The organism is Pseudaquabacterium terrae (assembly GCF_013266755.1).
In the GTDB taxonomy this organism is placed as follows: Bacteria; Pseudomonadota; Gammaproteobacteria; order Burkholderiales; family Burkholderiaceae_C; genus Pseudaquabacterium; species Pseudaquabacterium terrae.
The window spans coordinates 579,363-596,351 of sequence record NZ_JABRWJ010000005.1 but is presented as its reverse complement, the minus strand read 5'-3'; the positions used below and the strand labels follow the sequence as shown (position 1 = coordinate 596,351).

Genomic DNA, 16,989 nt, shown 5'->3' with positions numbered 1-16,989 from the left:
CATATGCTCAAAGTCGACAGCCTCAACCAGTACTACGGCGGCAGCCACATCCTGCGCAACCTCGGCTTCGAGGCGAAGCAGGGCGAGGTGACGGTGATCCTCGGCCGCAACGGCGTCGGCAAGACGACGCTGCTGAAGAGTCTGATGGGCGTGGTGCCGGTGAAGACCGGCACGGTGCAGCTCGACGGTGCCGACATCACCAAGGCCACCAGCTACGAGCGCGTGCGCCGTGGCATCGGCTACGTGCCACAGGGGCGCGAAATCTTCTCGCGGCTGACCGTCGAGGAAAACCTGCGCATGGGCCTGGCAGTCAAGCCCGGCGGCACGGCGATCCCGGCCGAGCTGTTCGAGCTCTTCCCGGTGTTGAAGAGCATGATCGGCCGCCGCGGCGGCGACCTGTCCGGCGGGCAGCAGCAGCAGCTGGCGATTGCCCGCGCGCTGGCCGCGGGGCCGAAGCTGCTGATCCTCGACGAGCCGACCGAAGGCATCCAGCCGAGCATCATCAAGGACATCGGCCGCGTCATCCGCATGCTCGCCGATCGCGGCACGATGGCCATCGTGCTGGTCGAGCAGTACTACGACTTCGCCGCCGAGCTGGCCGACCAGTACCTGGTGATGGAGCGCGGCGAGATCGTGCGCCGCGGCCGCGGCAGCGCGATGGCGGCCGACGGCGTGCGCCAGCTGGTGTCGGTCTAGAAAACCGGCGGCACAAAAGAGAAGCGGGCGCCGCTCGAGGCGCCCGCTTCCGGGGTCGACACGAGGGCCGCCCAGCGCGGCCCGTCGGTCACTGCTTCGGTTGTTCCTGCTGTGCCAACTGCTGCTGTTGCTGCGCTTGTTCAGCGGCCAAGGCCTGCTGGCGCTGCTGTTCCTGCAGGGCCAGCTGGTTCAGGCGCTCCTGCTCGGCGGCAGCAAACTGCTGGTGGCGGGAATCGACCTTGGCGTAGTACTGCTTGGTCGAGCGTTCATGGCGGGCCTGGTCGCCCATCTCGAGGTAGATCGTGCCCTTGTCTTCGTTGGCGGCGTTCATTTCGCCGCGCGGGATCAAGCCGTTCTTGTTCGCGTAGACGGCCTCGGAGACCACTTCCTCGCGGGTGGTGGGCTCAGCCTCGACGGCCGCCCAGGCCTTGGCGGCGACCACGACATGGTCGACCTGGGTCGGCACCACGACGATGGTGGTGCTCTGCGGAACCGACGTCGTCGTCGTCGTGGTCGTGGTGATCGTCGTCTCGGTGATCGACGGGCTCGTCGTCGTCGCTTCGGTCGTTGCGTAGGTCGCGGCCTGCTCGGGCGTCATCACCGGCTCGGCGGCCATCTCCTTCGCCTCGGTGGCGACACGCTGCTCGACGATCACTTCGTTGGCAGCGACGCTGTTGTCGGACTGTGCCTGGGCGATGCCCATGACGGTGGCGGCCGCGGCGATCGCGCTCAATTGCCAGAGGGTCTTGCGTGTCATCGTTTGCTCCTTGGAATGCGATGGGGTGTTTCTTGGACAGGCCCCGCAGGCCATGCCGCGCCCACAGTCTGACGCCGCGCGGCAGCCGCGGGGGCCTCATGTCTCAAAGCCACGCATCGCTGACCGATCGTCACCAATGGTGAACGATTGCTTGCGCGAATAGACTGCCGCCGATGGATCCCTCCTACAACGGCACGGCGTCTTGTCCTACAAGCCCTCCGGAGGCCGCACCGCGGGTGGCGATCGTCGGTGCCGGTCCGGCTGGCCTGATGGCCGCCGAGCGCCTGCTCGCCGGCGGTGCGCAGGTGAGCCTGCACGATGCGATGCCGTCGGCCGGCCGCAAGTTCCTGCTCGCCGGCAAGGGAGGCCTGAACCTGACCCACAACGAGCCGGCACCCGCGTTCATCGGGCGTTATGGGCCACGGGCGCCGGCCGTCGCCCGCTGGCTCGAGGTGCTGGGCCCGCAGGCGCTGCGCGATTGGGCGGCGGGGCTGGGTGTCAGCACCTTCGTCGGCAGCTCGGGGCGGGTGTTTCCGCACGAGATGAAGGCGGCGCCGCTGCTGCGCGCCTGGCTGCACCGGCTGCGCGCGGCCGGGCTGCGTTTGCACATGCGGCAGCGCTGGACCGGCTGGCAGGCCGACGATCCGCCGACGCGGCTGCGCTTCGACACGCCGCAGGGGGCGGAGCTCGTCGAGGCCGATGCCGTCGTGCTCGCGCTCGGCGGCGCCAGCTGGCCGCGGCTCGGCTCCGATGGCGCCTGGTGGCCCTGGCTCGCCGCCCGTGGTGTCGCGCTGGCGCCGCTCGCGCCCGCGAACTGCGGCTTCGACGTCGGCTGGAGCGACTACTTCTCGCGCCGCTTCGCCGGGGCGCCGATGAAATCGGTGCGCCTGCAGTTCGACGACTTCGACCGCGCCGGCGAGTTCGTGATCACCGCCGGCGGCATCGAAGGCAGCCTGGTGTATGCCGCCGCCGCGCCGATCCGCGAACGCATCACGCGCGACGGCCGCGCGACCATCCACCTCGATCTGCTGCCCGGCCGCAGCGCCGAGCGCCTGGCCGAAGCGCTGGCCCATGGGCGCGGCGCACGCTCGCTGCCGAACCACCTGCGCGAGCAGGCCGGGCTCGATGGCGTCAAGGCCGCGCTGCTGCGCGAACGCTACGACGCCGCGGCACTTGCCGAGCGCGTCGCGCAGGCCCCGCAAGCCCTGGCGAATGAGCTCAAGCACTGGCCGATCGAGCTGAAGGCGCCGCGGCCGGTGGACGAGGCCATCAGCACCGCCGGCGGCGTGCGGCTCGAAGCGCTCGACGAACGGCTGATGCTGACGGCCCTGCCCGGCGTCTTCTGCGCCGGCGAGATGCTCGACTGGGAGGCCCCGACCGGCGGCTACCTGTTGACCGCCTGCTTCGCCTGCGGCCACGTCGCCGGCGACGGCGTGCTGGCGTGGTGGCGTGACAGGGCAGAGACAATATCCGGATGATCACCGTCCACCACCTGAACCATTCGCGCTCTCAGCGCGTGCTGTGGCTGCTCGAGGAGCTCGGCCTGCCCTACGAAATCCGGCACTACGAGCGCGATGCGAAGACGATGCTGGCGCCACCGGAATTGCGTGCGGTGCACCCGCTGGGCAAGTCGCCGGTGATCAGCGATGGCGACATCACGGTGGCCGAGACCGGGGCGATCGTGGAGTACCTGCTCGAACGCCATGGCAACCGCCGCCTGTGCCCGAAGCCGGGTACCGCGGATCATCTGCGTTATCGCTACTGGCTGCACTTTGCCGAAGGCTCGGCGATGCCGCCGCTGCTGATGAAGCTGGTGTTCGACAAGATCGCGAGCTCGCCGATGCCCTTCATCGTCAAGCCGGTGATCAAGGCGGTGTGCAGGAAGGCGCTCGACGTGGCCGTGTGGCCGAACCTGAAGCGCCAGCTCGATTTCATGGAGATCGAGCTCGGCCTCAGCGAGTGGTTTGCCGGCGCCGAGCTGAGCGGCGCCGACATCATGATGAGCTTCCCGGTCGAGGCCGCCGCGCAGCGCGCCGGCCTCGATGCGAGCCGGCCGCGGCTGATGGCCTTCCTCGAGCGCATCCATGCGCGGCCGGCGTACCGCCGCGCGCTGGAGCGTGGCGGGCCGTACGCGTTCGCGCACTAGCGTGCGCCGCGACGCCCGGATTTCAGCGCCCGGCTTTCTCCACGATCTCCGGCGACCACTGGTCGCTGCGATACACCGGTCGCGTCACGTAGGTCCGTCCCGGCTCGAACTTGAACCGGATCTGCAGCGGTGCCGTCGAATAGCGCCGTGACATGTAGGCGCTGTTGTCGTTGAGGTTCACGCCGATCACGTGCGTGCCCGGCAGCAGCTTGAAGACACCGAAGTTGCCGCCGCTGTAGGGCACCCGCGCGCCGTCGATGGTCGCGATGCTGGTTCGCTCGGACTCCAGCGTCGCGACTTCGCTGTCGGGGCGGCGGGGGCCGTCGTAGCTCACCGTCGTACAGCCCGTCAGCAGCGCTGCGACGGCAGACAGCAGGCCGGCACGGCGGAGCAGGGCGGTTTGGTGGGTCATGGTCGGTTCCCAGGTCGGTGTGCGTGGACGGTCGGTGAGGCGCGCCTGGTCAAGCCATCGATTCGCCGAAGTAGCCGATGCCTTCGTAGCTCCACTGCCCGGTCAGCTTGATCTCGTCGGCTTCCTGCGCGCTGGCGGTGAAGAAGTGGCGGTCGAGCGACGCGCTGTAGAAGCGGTGCACCGGCACCGCGTCGCGGTGATTCGCATCGGTGAACGCCCGGAAGGCCTCGCCTTCGTAGGTGAAGGGCCACATGCCGGGGCTGCCGTAGTTCGGATCGGTCGACTCCTTCAGCACCATGTCGCGCTCGGCGGGCGAGGTCGTGAAGAAGTGGTGGCCGGTCTTGGTGTTGTAGAAGCGGAAGACCGGCACCGAGCCCGAGCTGGTGTGGGCCTGCTCGAACGTGGCTCCCTGGTAGAAGTACGGCCACATCGGTTCCGCGGGCGTGTATGACGCGTCGGTGGACTGGCGGATCACCATGTCGCGCTCGGCGACGCTGGTGGTGTAGAAGTAGGCCTTGTCGCGGGCGTTGTAGAAGCGGAACACCGCCTGCACGGCACTCGCCGGCACGTCGGTGAGGTAGGGCATGAAGGGCAGCGCCTGCGCCGCCGTCGTCGCATCGGTGAATTCGAGCGACTCGATGCCGACATTGCGATCGACGCTGCCGTCGCGCGTCGCGACGAGCACGGTGCCGTTCGAGAGCCGGGAGACGTTGTAGTCGGCGCGCGGCATTTCGCGATAGACCGAGGTGTCCTGTCCCGCGCCGCCATCGATGCGGTCGGCGCCCGCGCCGCCGCTGAGGCGGTCGTTGCCGGCGCCGCCGTTGAGCGCATTGGCGAAGTGGTTGCCGGTGAGCGTGTCGTTGCCGGCGAGGAACCTCGAGATGAAGGCGGCGCCGCCGTCGCTGCCGGTTAACAACTGGCCCAGGCCGGTGAACAGCGTCGTCTCGTCGGGATTCGTCGTCGTCAGCCAACCCGGAGCCTCGACAACGCTGAATTCGCTGGCGGCGTACTGCAGATGCTGCTCGCCATTCTTGCCGCCAAAGGTAAAACGGACGCCGGTCAGCGTTCCACCGCCGCTGAGCCGGCTACCGGTTGCACGGCCTTCGAATGCTTCCTCCTTCGAGGTGATGTAGGTGCCGAGAAGCAAGTAGTTGGCAGCCACGCTCGTGCTCGTGTCGCGGAATACCGTGCCGCCTCCGAACGACATCGCACCGCCGCTCACCCACTCCTGGTGCCACGCGGCGGGCAGGTTCCCGAGCTCGATCTTCATGACTCACCCCCTTGAGATTGAACAACCGAGCGAACGGCCACCCGTTCGTCGGGAGAAGTCGCTTCCAAGCGCGCCACGCGCTGCCGGATGCGCTCGTTGCGCACCAGCGCATAGATCGCCGCGATCGCCAATGCATTCGGCATTGCCGCCACGCCTTGCGCCCAAGAGCCGACCAGTCCGAGCACCATGAAGCACAGGAGCACCCCATAGAACGTTCGATAGCCGCCGGTCAGCGGGTACACGACCGTCTCGTCGCAATGCGGGCACGGCAACTTCTGAAAGCCGAAGAACGATCGTCGCGGCACACCGTTGAAGTGCGAGCGGCAGCCGGGGCAAATGGCATTCAGGGAAGCAAGGTTCATGATCGACTCCGGAGCGTTTCGTCGAGGCCTGTGGTCGGCCGCCATCGCTGCAAAGGCGGTGAGATCGTCTCGCCACCTGCCGTTGCCGCACATCGTCGATTTGTAGGAGGTCGCGCGATCGTCCAACGAGAACAATCGCATCGCACTGATGGCGTCGCCGTCGCATTGATCGAGAGGAGCCTCGCCATGCGTCTGTGGAGATGGTTGGCCGCCGTTGCCGGAACTTGGGCACTGGGCGGCTGCGTCAGCATCGTGCCGGTGGACCTGCACAAGGGCGCGGCGATCTTCGACGAGAAGACGAGTGTCGGCGTCGTCGTGCAATTGCCCGAGCGGCCGAACGTGTGGGAATACGATCCCGAACGCGGCGGCGCCGCGGGCGGATTGCTGCAATTGGGCATCGTGACCGCGGTGACGTCCAAGCTCACCGCGCATGCCAAGTCGCTGCCGACCGACGAGTTGCGCGCGGTCGAGAGCGAGTTGATGCGCGCATTGCAGAAGAAGGGCGTTGCGGCCCGCTCGTTCAGCGACTCCGAGTTGATGAAGACCTTCAAGCCGGACCGCTTCGATGCCAAGGACGGGACCTCGCATGTGCGCGACATGCGGCCGCTGCGCGACCGACTAGGCGTCGAACGGTTGCTGGTCGTCACTGTCGGCCAGGTGGGATTCAACTACCCGTTCTCGGGCGTCATTCCGATGGCGGCGGGCGATCCGATGGCATATGTTGGCGGCGAGGCCTACCTGCTGGATCTGCGCACCAATGCCTACCAGTGGTACAAGAAGGTGCGCACCCTGCGCGGCGTCGGCAAGACCTGGGACCAGCCACCGGCGTATCCGGCGCTGACCGCGAAGTTCTTCGAGGCCGTCGAGGTCGCGAAGGAAGAGATCGTCGCCGACTTGGCGCGCTGAATCGCCCCATGCGATTCGCACGTAGATCCATTGCCGCGGTGGCCGCGGTGGCGTGCGCGGCCGGCGCCGGCGCGCAGGCCGCCGATGCGCCGGCCTGGACCCTCGTGGTGCCGGCCGCGCAGCCGATCCGCATCCAGCGCGCGCTGGTCGAGCGCACGCCCGACGCGTCGGCGCGCGGCGCGCTGCAGCTGCAGCAGGGCGTCAATCCGTGGGTGGCGCTGGCGGTGTACGTCACGGCGCACGTGATCGCCAACTCGGTCGAGCGCACGAACAAGGCCGCCGACGAGGAATTGATCGTCTCCACCGATCAATCGACCGGCAGTGCCGTCGCGGTGGCCGATGTCGGGGCGGTGCGCAGGTACGAGACGCAGGACGACGTGAATCGCGTGATCCGGCCCTATGCCGAGGCGCTGGCCGGTGTGTCGCTGTTCGACCTGATGGCGCCGCTCGAGCAGCGGTTGCGCGGGCACGGCTTCGGGCTGGTGCGCGAGGGCGCGGCGATCGAGGCGCGGCAGGTCGTGCACGTCGCGCCGAAGTTCGTCTTCGCGACCGACCAGCGCTCGGTGCATGTCGATGCGCTGATCGGTTTCGGCGCCGGATTGCCCGAGGCGGCGCCGGCGCGCCAGGCGATCCGCATGCTGGCCTTCTCGATGGCCGACGACAGCCTCGACATCAGCGAGCACTGGCTGAAGGACGGCGCTCGGGCGCTCAGGTCGGTGTTCTCCGGGCTGCTGCTGACAGCGCTGGAGATGGCCGCCCGGCGCCCGGCGGTGCCGGCCGGCGCGGCGCAGCAGACCTTCCGGCTGCGCCTGGCGGCTGAAACGGTCTACGTGCGCGGCGCGCTGGCGGCTGCCGATTGCGAACACGCGCTGATCCACGACCTGCAGGGCCATTGGGTCGTCGCGCCGATGGCCGCGCTGGGCGAGCGCGCACCACTGCCCGAGGGCTGCCGCAAGGAGTGAGCGGCATGCGGCACACGCGCCCGGCCCGATGCTGCTTGCGCCGCTGCGCGCTGCTGGCCGCCGGCGTCGTGCTGGTGTCCTGCGGCGGCCTGCAACGCCAGGCGGTCGAGCGTGCGGCGGCGATGGGCCAGGGCGGGCAGCATGCCGCGGCCGAAACCGCGCTGCGCGAGCTGATGCAGCCGCGCCAGGGCGCGCAGCAGATCTCGGCCGACGAAGCGCTGCTGCTGCGCTCGAAGCTGATCCCGCTGCTGGAGAACCAGGGCCGGCTCGGCGAGGCGCTGGAGCTGGCGCAGCAGGTCCATCAGCAGTGGAAGGCGCGGCGCGGCGAGCGCGCGCCCAATACCATTGCCGCGCTCGGCAACCTGGGGCGGCTGTATGCGGCGATCGGCCGCCTGCCGCAGGCGCTGCAGGCGCAGGAGCAGGGCATGCGGCTGGCGATCGAGGTGATGGGGGCGTGGCACGAGGCCGCGATCTCTGCACGCAACAACCTCGCCGCGACCTACCTGGGGCTGCAGCGCGTGGACGATGCATTGCGTCTGCAGGAGACCGCGCTCGAGGCCAGCCGCCGCACGCTCGGCGCGACGCACCTGCAGACCTTGGTCGCGCTGTCGAACCTGTCGCGCACCTACCTGGCCGCGGGTCGCCTCGACGATGCCGTGGCCGCCGGCGCAGGCGCCGCGCAGGGCTTGCACGAGGTGGCCGGGGCGGCGAGCCCGTATGCGCTGGTGGCGCGGGCGCACCACGTGGCGGCGCTGAGCGCGCGCGGCGACACCGCGCAGGCGCTGGCGCTGCAGCCGGCGTTGCTGGCGGCCAGCCGCTCGGTGTGGGGCACGCAGCATCGCTTCACGCTGGAGCAGCTGGCCGTGCAGGCACGCCTGCAGGCGCGCAGCGGCCGGCCGGCGGCCGCGTTGGCGCTGGCCGAGGGTTTCATCGCCGGTGCCGAACAGGTGCGCAGCCAGCCCGGGCTGGCCGCCGAGGACCGGCGCGCGCTGTTCGCGGCCTATGCCGACGACTACCGCTTCTTCAGCGCGCTGCACGGCGCCGCCGGCGAGCCGGCGCCGGGCTTCCGGCTGTCGGAGCTGTCGAAGGCGCGCACGCTGCTGGAGAGCATGTCGCAGCAGAGCGCGTCGCGCTCGAGCGTGCTGCCCGAGGCCGAGCGGCAGCGCCTGCAGCAGCTCGAGCAGGCGCTGCACGAGCACGAGAAGTTGATCAGCGAGGGCGCCGATGCGCGAGCGCGCGAGCCGCTGCTGCTGCGGCGCGATGCGGCGCTGCGCGAGTACGAAGCGGTCGTCACCGCGCTGAAGGCGCAGTACCCGAAGTTCGCGCAGCTGCGCGATCCGCGCATCGTCGCCGCGGCCGACCTGCCCGGCCTGGTGCCGCGCGGCGCGGTCTACATCGGCTACGGGCTGCGTGGCGACCACCTGTTCGCCTGGCTGGTCGAGCACGAGGGCCTGCCGCGTTATGTCGACCTCGGCGAGATCGCCCACCTGGCCGAGGCCGTCGAGGCGCTGCGGCGTGCGACCTCGCATGTGCGCGGCCTGCAGGGCCTGCTGGCCGCCGAGGGCCGGCGTGTCTGGCGCCTGCCCGACGGCAGCTTCCGCCTGCGCGAGCGCGCGGCGCCGGTGCCGCCGGGCGCGGTGGTGGTGGAGCGCGAGTCAGAGTTGATCGACCACCTCGGCAGCCGGCTGCTGCAGCCGCTGGCGGCGCTGATCGGTGGGCGGCGGCACTGGATCGTCTCGCCCGACGGCGCGCTCGCGCAGCTGCCGTTCGAGCTGCTGGCCTTCCAGGGCCGGCGCGTGCTCGAGACGATCGACCTGCACTACGCGCAGTCGCTGTCGGTGTATGCGATGGCGCGCGCGCAGCAGCTGGCGTACCGCGGCGTCGCGCGGCCGAAGGACCTGCTGGCGCTGGGCAATCCGGCCTACGAAGCGGCGCCGGCCGATGCCGCGCGCACGCGCAGCCAGCTGCGCGCGCTGCCCGTGCACAGCGAGCACCAGCTGCGCGAAGCGCGCCTGGCATGGGTGCCGCTGCCGGGCACCGAGCTCGAGGTGCAGGCGCTGCGCCGCGTCTTTCCGAACAGCGATGCCTACCTCGCGCGCGAGGCCAGCGAAGCGACGCTGCAGCGGCTGAACCAGCAGGGCGCGCTGAAGGACTACCGCGTGCTGCACTTCGCGGTGCACGGCCACCTGTCGACGGTGGACCCGGCGCTGTCGAGCCTGGTGCTGAGCCAGGCCGACCTGGCGCCGGGCACCGATGGCTACGTCACGGCGGCCGAATGGCCGGGCTACGAGCTGCGCAGCGACCTGACCATCCTGTCGGCCTGCGACACCGGCTTAGGGCCGCAGGTGGCCGGCGAAGGCGTGCTGGGGCTGCCGTTCGCGCTCTTCGTCGCCGGCAACGTCAACACCGTGCTGAGCCTGTGGCCGGTGTTCGACGACGTGGCGCCGATCTTCATGGAGAAGTTCCTGGCACGCATCAAGGCCGGTGCCGGCGCGTCGAAGGCGCTGGCCGACACCAAGCGCGAGCTGGCCGCGCAGCCGAAGACACGGCACCCGGCCTACTGGGCTTCGTTCGTGCTCGTCGGCGCTGGATGAACGCTTAGCCGTTCGCGCTCAGCGCGGCGAGCCGCTTCTTCGCGTCGTCGAGCGCACTGCGCGCGCCGCGACCGGCCTTGATGAAGCGGTCGTACGCGGCGCGGGCCGCGTCGTTCTGGCCTTGCACCTGCAGGGCAATGCCCAGCCGATAGTCCAGCGGCAGGTTCTCGGCGCCCTTGAGCTTGGCCGATTGCTGCAGCAGCCTGACGGCTTCGGCCGGTGCGTTGGCATCGGTGGCCACGCGCGCCAGGCCATAGGCGCCGATCGCCTGGTCGGGCCGCTGCTGAAGCAGGCGCTCGAAGACCGGGCGCGCTGCATCGGCGCGGCCGGCCTTCAGCAAGCCGAAGCCGGCGGCCGCGGCCCACTGCGCCGCGTCATCGGCCAGCGCGCTGTCGGCGCCCGGGCGCAGCTCGTGCAGAAGCTTCAGCGCGGCGTCGAAGCGCTCTTCGTGCAGCGCGACGCGTGCCTCGAGCGCCTGCTGCTGCTCCGGCTTGGCCGCAGTGCGCGCGGCCTCCTGCGCCTTGGCCACGCTGCCGCCGGCGAAGCCCGGCGCCATCAGGTAGAACTCGACCACCGCGCTGCGCGCCGGGTACCACTGCGGATCGAGCGTCATCGCCTGCAGCAGCGACTCCTTGACGGTGCCGACGCTGGCGGCGATCTTCAGCATGCCCTGGCTCATCGCGTGCACGCCGAGCACGGTGCCGAGCGCGTAGTGGCAGGGCGCGGCCTGCGGTGCCTTCTGCAGGCAGGCTTCGGCGCGCTGGATCGCCGCCTCACGGCGCGGCGCATCGTTGCCGCGCAGCGCACTCAGCCCCAGCGCCAGCACGGCCTGCGCATCATCGGCCTGCGCCGTCACGCGTTGCAGCGCGATGCGATCCAGCTCGGCATGGCGTTCGGCATCGAGCAGCGCCTGCAATGCGTTGTCCCTGAACACTTGCGCCGAGGCGGCGCCGCCGAGGACCAGCAGCGCGGCGGCCAGCAGCGGACGGAGAGCGAAGCGGAGCTTGGTTTTCATCGGCGCGCATCGTAGTGCATCGGATGAGCGTCCAGCCCCTCGTTCGAGGGGCTGGTCAGGTGCGCCAGACGCGCGGTGCGCAGGGTGCCAGCCCGAAGGCCAGCGGCCGCCATGCCGACCACACCGCCTGCAGCAGCTGCATCGCCGGCTCGACCCGGTCGGCCAGCGCGCGCAGCACGACCACGCGCTCGTGCAGCCGCGTCACGCCGGCGTCGGCGCTCAGCGGGCCGCCATCGATCGCCGCGCGCGCGGCATCGATCAGCGCTTCGCCGAGGGCGCGTTCGATCGGCGTGCCCGTGGCGAACCACAGCGATGCCAGCACGCGCCGGCGGTCGAGGCCGAGCGGCGAATCGAGCAGCAGCGCATCGCTGCCGTCGATCAGTCCGCGCTCCAGCCAGGCACCGGGCAGCTCCAGTTGTTGCAGGTAGCGGCCGTGGTCGAAGGCTTGGGCCGCGGCGGGCAGGCCGAGCGCGAGCACGTCCCAGCCGATCATCTCGGCGCCGGGCGCGAGCTCGAAGTGCAGCCGGTTCTCGGCCCGGCAGCCGCGGTAGGCGATGGTCTCCAGCGGCAGCCATTCGAGCCGCGCGCCCGCGTCGAGCCGCGCCCGCAGCGATTGGCGGGCGAGCGGGCCGGCGCTGCGGTAGAAGCGCGTCGCGCCGGGGGTCGTCAACAACGCGTGGGTGCCGGCGTCGAGTTGCAGATGGATGTCGAGCTCGTCGCCGCCGACGATGCCACCGGGCGGGTGCACCAGCACGTGGTGGCAGATGCCCGGGCCTTCGGGGTACAGCCGCTGCAGCACGCGCAGCGGGCCCTCGTGGCGGTCGAGGGCGATGGTGCGGCTGTCGGCGTCGGTGCGGTAGTGCAGGTGGAGGTGGCCGTGCCAGCTCATGCGCGAGGTGAGGGGCGCCGCCGCGGCGACGCCTCCGGGACGATGGAGCGACGCAGTGTAGGGGTCAGGCGCCGCGTCCCGGCGTCAGACGAGCATGTTGACCTGCAAGCCCGCCAGCTGCAGTTGCGCGAAGTCGATGGGGCGGCCGTTGATCAACTGCTCGTTCAGCGTGTGCAGCTCGAGGTTGACCTGCCGCAGCAGGTAGTCGTGCGATTCGTCGACGCCGTTCACGTCGGTGCAGTCAAGGTGCACCAGCCGCACGCCCTTCGGGTAGTCGCTCGCATCGAACGGCTGGTTGCCGAGAAAGTCGCCGTTGTGCTGCTTCTGTGCGAAGCGCAGCTTTTCGTCCTCACGGTTGACGGTGACGACTTGCTCGCACTTGAACCGGGCGAGCCAGTCCATCTGCTTGCGCGGGCAGGCCGGCGCCGAGAGGATCAAGCGTTCCAGCGCGCCGGTGGGCTCATCGCGCAGTGCGCTGGCCGCCAGGCCCATCAGCGTATTCGCACCGAGGCTGCGCACCAGCAGCACCGCAGGCACGGGCTGATAGGAATTCGCCACGCGCAGGAAGTCGCCGAGTGCGCCGACCAGACCCTTGTAGCAAAGTTCGGCCGCCTTGATCGCGGCGGGAAACGAGCCGAGCAGCGACAGGAAGCCGCCTTCGTTGCCGCTGGGCCAGGTGAAGAGGATCGGAATGCAGTCGAAGCGCCGGCGCAGCGTGCAGGCCTGCTGCAGCGCCGCGCTGAAGCTCTTGCCGAAGCCGTGGATGTAGAAGACGACGCTCTTGCGTTCGGCCAATGCCCGCTGGAAAGCCGCCAGAACGACGTCTCGGCAGTCCTGCGCGCCATCGCCGCTGCGGCGCCGATGCAGGCGAATCGACGTGCCTTCGCCGGCGACGAGCAGCGCCTCGGGCCAGTCGGCCAGCCCGTCGGGACCCAGGTTCGGCACGGCCAGCAGCGCGCCGGTGTAGCCCTCGGCATCGAGCTCGTCGTATCGCAGCAGCGGCCTGTCGTCGTCGCGCAGCCGCTTGCCGCGCGCGCGGTACGACAGCACGGCGAGCGGCTCGTGGTCGATCGTCGCGTGCAGCAGCGCATCGGCATCGGTGCTCAGCTTCTCGTTCGTGCACTCGCCTTCGGTCACCTGCGACCACTGCCCGTCGGCGATCTGCAGATGCCGCTCGTCGGGCACCTTGTGGCCCTCGGCGTACCAGCGCAGCGCGACGCTCGCATCGTGTGCCGTGCCGTCGATCGAGACCAGGCCGAAGCTGCCGGGGTACTCGTGGAAGAACAGCCGTCCCAGGCCGGCGCCCGAGCTGAGCGCCTGCACCACCGGCGCACGCGTGCGGCCGGGGATGTCATCCTCGACCCAGCCGCCATAGGCGTTGCGATGGATGTTGCCGCTGAGGTAGAGGATCGGGCACCGCGCCGAGCGCATCAACGCGTACTCGGGATAGGCCCGGTCCTCGTGGTGGCCGGTCTTCTCGGCGTCCGGCGGCGCCCACCAGGCATCGTGGGTGCCGAAGACCGAGTGGTGCTTCAGCGGCGAGCTGCCGGCGACGATCAGCAAGCCCGATCCCGGACCGCCAGCGGCATCGCGCAGCAGGCGCGCGTCGGGTTCGGAGATCACGCGCGCATTCTTGGCGTCGCGGTGCGTCCGGCACCAGCGCTGATCGAGCACCAGCAGTCGCGCCTGCGCAAACGACAGATCGACCGGTGCGATCGCGTCCGGCAGCTCTGTAAACGAAGCGGGCTCGGGCAGCGGACCATAGGCCGCGCTGTACGGGGCGTCGGTCTCGGCATCGCGCAAGGTCGCCTCGAACTGGGCGCGCAGGCCCAGCGCAATGCGCTTGAAGGCGTCCGGCACGGTCTTGTCGTTCAGCCGCTCAGGCGCGTGGCGGTCGTCGGACTCCATGCCGTAGGCGTTGTTCCACGCGAAGTCGTGGTCGTCCCAGGCCAGGAAGATCTGCCGTGGCTTGGGCATCGAGCGCACCAGCGCCTGAAACGACGGCACTCGCCACTGGTCGCGATAGCGCGCATGAAGCTCGTGTGCGAAGGCCTCCAGCGCCTTCGATTTGTTGCTCTGCCACTCGCGCTTGGCCGCCGGCACGCGCGCCAGCGAGGCCAGGCCCCAGTCCATGTACACCGTATCGCCGAGCAGCAGCAGCACGTCGGGCTGCTGCTGCTGCAGTGCGCTCCAGGCGCTTTGCTCGGCATTGCGTTCGGCGTCCATGCAGGACGCAAAGGCGATCTTCAGCGACATCGTGCGACTCCCTGTCGATTCGGTGCGGGTCGTGCATTGGAGTCCTGCCCGCGACCGCCGGCATCCTTCGAATGAGGGAGCTGCGCGTCGCCTCAGGCCGCCAACGGCAGCGCCGCGCGCGCCAGCATCGCGCCGGCAATCGCACCGATGCGCCGCAGCGCCTGGCGCTGCGCGTCGTCCCAGCGTCCGCCGACGCTCAGGCGGATGCAGTGCCGATAGCGATCGGTGGCGCTGAACATGGTGCCCGGCGCGATGCAGATGCGCTCCTCGAGGCAGGCCCGGAACAGCGCCAGCGAATCGATCGCCGGCGGCAGCTCGAGCCACAGCATGATGCCGCCCGGCGGATCGGTGACGCGCGTGCCGCGCGGAAAACTCTCGGCGATCAGCCTGCGTGCGTCGTCGACGCGGCGCGCGATCGTCTGGCGCATGCGCCGCAGCTGCGGCTCGTAGCCCGGCTGCTGCAGCAGATCGGCCATCGCCAGCTCGGCGACCGTCGTGTGGCCGCCCGACAGCGCCGCCTTCAGCCGCCGCAGCGCCGGCGTGAAGCGCCCGGCGTCGACCCAGCCGATGCGCAGGCCCGGCGCAACGGTCTTCGAGAACGAGCTGCACAACATCACCAGCCCTTCGGTGTCGAAGGAGCGCACGGCGCGCCGGTGTTCGTCGCGCTCGGACCAGTCGTTGTAGATCGCGTCCTCGATCATCGGCACCTGGTGCTCGGCCAGCAATTGCGCGAGGCGCTTGCGCTCGCCGAGCGGCATGCTCGCGCCGAGCGGGTTCGACAGCGTCGGCACCGCCAGCAGCGCACGCACCGGCTGCGTCTGCAGCGCCAGCGCCAGCGCATCGACCGACAGGCCATGGCGCGGATGGGTCGGAATCTCGAGCGCGCGCAGGTGCAGCGCTTGCAGCACCTGCAGGAAGCCGAACGAGGTCGGCGATTCCAGCGCGACGATGTCGCCGGGCCGCGTGACGGTCTGCAGGCACAGGCCGATGGCATCGGTGGTGCCGTCGGTCAGCACGATGTCGCGCGGATCCAGCGAGCAGCCCCACGGCAAGGCGCGGCGCGCGATCGCCCGCCGCGCCGATTCATTGCCGCCGGCCTGCGGGTACTGGCACAGCAGCGCCCGGTGGCGCCGCGTGGCCTGGGTCAACGCGCGGCGCAGCCGCTCCTGGTCGTAGAACTCGGGCGCCGGGCATGCGGCGCCGAACGACAGCGTGTGCGGATCGGCCGCCATCTGCATCACCCGCTCGGTCAGCGAGGCGACGTCGACCGCCAGCGAATCGGCCGGCGGGGCCGACGTGTCGGGCTCCTGCAGCGGCGGCGGCAGTGCCGCGGCGACGAAATAGCCCGACTTCGGCCGCGCCTCGACCAGCCGCGCGTCCTCGAGGTGACGATAGGCCTGCAGCACGGTGGCCACCGACACCGATTGCTCGCGTGCGCATTGCCGCACAGACGGCAGCCGGTCGCCATGCCCCAGTGCGCCGCTGCGGATGGCCAGCGCCAGACGATCGGCCAGCTGCAGATACAGCGGCGGCAGGGGCGAGATGTTGTCGGCGGTCGCGCTCATGGCGCGATTGTGCTGGCCGAGCCGACACGGCGACCAGCACAGATCCGGGTGAACCCGGCCGGCACAGCCCTGCCGAGCACACCGACTGTGCAGCACAGATTCGCCCACTGCTGTGGCTGGCGAGCGCGCGCGCATCACGCGACGATGGCGGCATGAACGAGACACTGCACACCGTCGATCTCCCGCCCGGCCGCGCGATCACGCTGCCGGCCACGCCCGACCAAGCGCTGCTGGTGCTGCGCGGCCGCATCTGGCTGACGCGCAGCGGCGACCCCGACGACCACTTCCTCGACACCGGTCAGCGCATCGACCTCGGCGAGGGCGGCGAGCGTGTCGTGGTCGAAGCGGTGAACGGCCCGGCGCAATGCTGTCTGGTACCTGGCTCGAGCCTGGTCATCGACGAGCCGATGCCGGCCTGAGGCACTTCATGAACCTGCCAGCTCTGGCCGCACCGGGCGAGGTTGCCGGAAGTCAGCTGCCCTTGCTGGAGGCCAGCCACTCGGCCAGGACACGTGCCACCAGGGCATTGATTCCGCCTTCGTGACCGACGGCCCGATCGCGCAATTGATTGACCAGGTCGGCCGGCAGCCGGCATGCCACGGGAACCAGCTTGTTCGCGGTATTGCCTGCGCGCAGTTCCCGCTTGGCCCCGACCTCGGAAGACCCCTGGGCAAACCGTTGCGGAATGCCAGCGGATTTCATCTTGCCGTCGAGCTTCTTGGCCAGGTTCTTGACCATGTCGGTCTTCTTCAAGCTCATGGATATCTCACGGTTTTCTTTGAAGTGCCAGGACGTAGGGGTGAAGCGTGGCCGACATGACCCCGGCGGCCACCGCAGGGTCCGTCTCCATGAATTGCCGGGCGACCTTCTCGTCCTCGGCTTCGAAGATCACCAGTCCGAAGGTGGCGTCCAGGGCTTCGCTTGTCTTGCCTGCAAGAATGACCCGCCCGGTCGCGGTTGCTTCCTTGAGCCGCGTGAAATGCCGGCCCACGGCTTCATTCTCCTTCTGCGTCCACTTGCTCGCGTCGTGGAACGCAGGGCTGACCCGCAGCACGTACACGAACTGCTGGAGTTTCGGCGGCGTCTGCGCCTGAAGGGAGGATGCTGCGGCGGTGGCAGCGAGGATGAATGCGGCAAGTGCCTTGCTCGGTGCGTGCAT

The 16,989-nt window shown here is 70.0% G+C and carries 17 protein-coding genes; 7 read left to right on the top strand and 10 right to left on the bottom strand.

Annotated elements, in window-relative coordinates:
* The first annotated feature begins 3 nt into the window (after positions 1-3).
* Positions 4-696, top strand: coding sequence for an urea ABC transporter ATP-binding subunit UrtE (urtE, locus tag HLB44_RS18685; protein WP_173125276.1), 693 nt, complete (start codon positions 4-6; stop codon positions 694-696).
* 88 nt (positions 697-784) lie between these two features.
* Here urtE and HLB44_RS18680 read toward each other — a convergent pair whose 3' ends face one another.
* A complete protein-coding gene (locus HLB44_RS18680) occupies positions 785-1,453 on the bottom strand; it encodes a hypothetical protein (protein ID WP_173125274.1) in 669 nt (222 codons plus the stop codon).
* Between the two features lie 173 nt (positions 1,454-1,626).
* Between HLB44_RS18680 and HLB44_RS18675 the strand changes: the two genes are divergently transcribed.
* Positions 1,627-2,931: a TIGR03862 family flavoprotein gene (locus HLB44_RS18675; RefSeq protein ID WP_173125272.1), complete on the top strand. Its 1,305-nt coding sequence runs from the start codon at positions 1,627-1,629 to the stop codon at positions 2,929-2,931.
* Positions 2,928-3,599 carry a glutathione S-transferase family protein gene (locus tag HLB44_RS18670; protein WP_173125270.1) on the top strand — a complete coding sequence of 224 codons (672 nt, stop codon included), beginning with the start codon at positions 2,928-2,930 and terminating at the stop codon, positions 3,597-3,599. The genes HLB44_RS18675 and HLB44_RS18670 overlap by 4 nt, the downstream gene beginning before the upstream one ends.
* 22 nt (positions 3,600-3,621) lie before the next feature.
* On the opposite strand, the gene HLB44_RS18665 is transcribed toward HLB44_RS18670, so the two are convergent.
* The 3 genes from HLB44_RS18665 to HLB44_RS18655 are packed head-to-tail and all read right to left on the bottom strand — an operon-like array spanning position 3,622 to position 5,643.
* Positions 3,622-4,011 (bottom strand): hypothetical protein, encoded by a 390-nt coding sequence (locus tag HLB44_RS18665; protein WP_173125269.1) that lies wholly within the window; start codon positions 4,009-4,011, stop codon positions 3,622-3,624.
* A gap of 49 nt (positions 4,012-4,060) precedes the next feature.
* On the bottom strand, positions 4,061-5,281 hold the full coding sequence (locus tag HLB44_RS18660) for a calcium-binding protein (protein ID WP_173125267.1): 1,221 nt from the start codon (positions 5,279-5,281) through the stop codon (positions 4,061-4,063).
* Entirely contained in the window at positions 5,278-5,643 is a 366-nt protein-coding gene (locus tag HLB44_RS18655) for a hypothetical protein (RefSeq protein WP_173125265.1), read from the bottom strand. The genes HLB44_RS18660 and HLB44_RS18655 overlap by 4 nt, the downstream gene beginning before the upstream one ends.
* 30 nt (positions 5,644-5,673) lie before the next feature.
* Between HLB44_RS18655 and HLB44_RS18650 the strand changes: the two genes are divergently transcribed.
* Genes HLB44_RS18650 through HLB44_RS18640 form a run of 3 tightly spaced genes read left to right on the top strand, consistent with a single transcriptional unit; the run spans position 5,674 to position 10,105 of the window.
* The gene (locus HLB44_RS18650) at positions 5,674-6,549 is read left to right on the top strand and encodes a hypothetical protein (RefSeq protein ID WP_173125263.1); all 876 of its coding nucleotides are present in this window, start codon (positions 5,674-5,676) and stop codon (positions 6,547-6,549) included.
* Positions 6,550-6,557: 8 nt separating this feature from the next.
* Positions 6,558-7,511 carry a hypothetical protein gene (locus HLB44_RS18645; RefSeq protein WP_173125261.1) on the top strand — a complete coding sequence of 318 codons (954 nt, stop codon included), beginning with the start codon at positions 6,558-6,560 and terminating at the stop codon, positions 7,509-7,511.
* Between the two features lie 5 nt (positions 7,512-7,516).
* The gene (locus HLB44_RS18640) at positions 7,517-10,105 is read left to right on the top strand and encodes a CHAT domain-containing protein (protein WP_173125259.1); all 2,589 of its coding nucleotides are present in this window, start codon (positions 7,517-7,519) and stop codon (positions 10,103-10,105) included.
* A gap of 4 nt (positions 10,106-10,109) precedes the next feature.
* Here HLB44_RS18640 and HLB44_RS18635 read toward each other — a convergent pair whose 3' ends face one another.
* From HLB44_RS18635 to HLB44_RS18620, 4 genes are all read right to left on the bottom strand, one after another.
* Positions 10,110-11,120 carry a tetratricopeptide repeat protein gene (locus tag HLB44_RS18635; protein ID WP_173125257.1) on the bottom strand — a complete coding sequence of 337 codons (1,011 nt, stop codon included), beginning with the start codon at positions 11,118-11,120 and terminating at the stop codon, positions 10,110-10,112.
* Positions 11,121-11,175: 55 nt separating this feature from the next.
* Positions 11,176-12,009: an urease accessory protein UreD gene (locus HLB44_RS18630; protein WP_173125255.1), complete on the bottom strand. Its 834-nt coding sequence runs from the start codon at positions 12,007-12,009 to the stop codon at positions 11,176-11,178.
* Positions 12,010-12,093: 84 nt separating this feature from the next.
* Positions 12,094-14,265, bottom strand: a complete 2,172-nt coding sequence (locus tag HLB44_RS18625) for an alkaline phosphatase D family protein (protein WP_173125253.1) — start codon at positions 14,263-14,265, stop codon at positions 12,094-12,096.
* Positions 14,266-14,357: 92 nt separating this feature from the next.
* A complete protein-coding gene (locus HLB44_RS18620) occupies positions 14,358-15,830 on the bottom strand; it encodes an aminotransferase-like domain-containing protein (RefSeq protein ID WP_173125251.1) in 1,473 nt (490 codons plus the stop codon).
* 152 nt (positions 15,831-15,982) lie between these two features.
* Here HLB44_RS18620 and HLB44_RS18615 point away from each other — a divergent pair, with 152 nt between their 5' ends.
* Positions 15,983-16,249: a DUF2917 domain-containing protein gene (locus HLB44_RS18615; protein ID WP_173125249.1), complete on the top strand. Its 267-nt coding sequence runs from the start codon at positions 15,983-15,985 to the stop codon at positions 16,247-16,249.
* Positions 16,250-16,301: 52 nt separating this feature from the next.
* Here the strand turns inward: HLB44_RS18615 and HLB44_RS18610 are convergent, their stop codons facing one another.
* Entirely contained in the window at positions 16,302-16,589 is a 288-nt protein-coding gene (locus tag HLB44_RS18610; RefSeq protein ID WP_173125248.1) for a hypothetical protein, read from the bottom strand.
* A 7-nt stretch (positions 16,590-16,596) separates the two neighbouring features.
* Positions 16,597-16,989 carry a YciI family protein gene (locus HLB44_RS18605; RefSeq protein ID WP_173125246.1) on the bottom strand — a complete coding sequence of 131 codons (393 nt, stop codon included), beginning with the start codon at positions 16,987-16,989 and terminating at the stop codon, positions 16,597-16,599.